The organism is Wenjunlia tyrosinilytica, from assembly GCF_014646055.1.
Lineage (GTDB): Bacteria > Actinomycetota > Actinomycetes > Streptomycetales > Streptomycetaceae > Wenjunlia > Wenjunlia tyrosinilytica.
On the sequence record NZ_BMMS01000158.1, the window covers coordinates 1 to 675 of the forward strand.

General features: G+C 68.0%; 2 protein-coding genes. Both read left to right on the plus strand.

Annotated elements, in window-relative coordinates; all coding sequences use genetic code 11:
- On the plus strand, window positions 1-258 hold a 258-nt coding region (locus IEY86_RS36015; RefSeq protein WP_373287160.1), incomplete at its 5' end, for an oligopeptide/dipeptide ABC transporter ATP-binding protein.
- Window positions 251-675: ATP-binding cassette domain-containing protein (locus IEY86_RS36020; protein ID WP_189136104.1), on the plus strand; the 425-nt coding region annotated here is incomplete at its 3' end. The genes IEY86_RS36015 and IEY86_RS36020, both read left to right, overlap by 8 nt.

A 675-nucleotide genomic window follows, 5' to 3' on the forward strand; every position in this document is an offset into this window, starting at 1 on the left:
CACCCGTACACCAAGGGCCTGCTGGAATCGATCCCCCGCCTGGACCTCAAGGGACAGGAGCTCTACGCGATCAAGGGCCTGCCCCCGAACCTCCTGCGCATCCCGCCGGGCTGCGCCTTCAACCCGCGCTGCCCGATGGCCCAGGACGTGTGCCGCCAGGACGTTCCGCCGCTGTTCGCGGTGACGGAGCGGGACGGCACCGAACTCCCGGGTCGCCGCAGCGCCTGCCACTTCTGGAAGGAGACCCTCGATGCCTGAGCTCTCGAAGAACGATGAGGCCGTCTCCGACGAGGTGGCGCAGGTCGAGGCGGCCATCGCTCAGCCCGTCTCGCGCGGTGAGCCGATTCTCCAGGTCAACGACCTGGTGAAGCACTTCCCGCTCACCCAGGGCATCCTGTTCAAGAAGCAGGTCGGCGCCGTGAAGGCGGTCGACGGCATCTCGTTCGAGCTGTACCAGGGCGAGACGCTGGGCATCGTGGGCGAGTCCGGCTGCGGCAAGTCCACCGTCGCCAAGCTGCTGATGAACCTCGAGCGGGCCACCGCGGGCCAGGTGCTCTACAAGGGCCAGGACATCACCCGGCTCTCCGGCCGCGCGCTCAAAGCCGTGCGCCGGAACATCCAGATGGTGTTCCAGGACCCGTACACCTCGCTCAACCCGCGGATGACGGTCGGCGA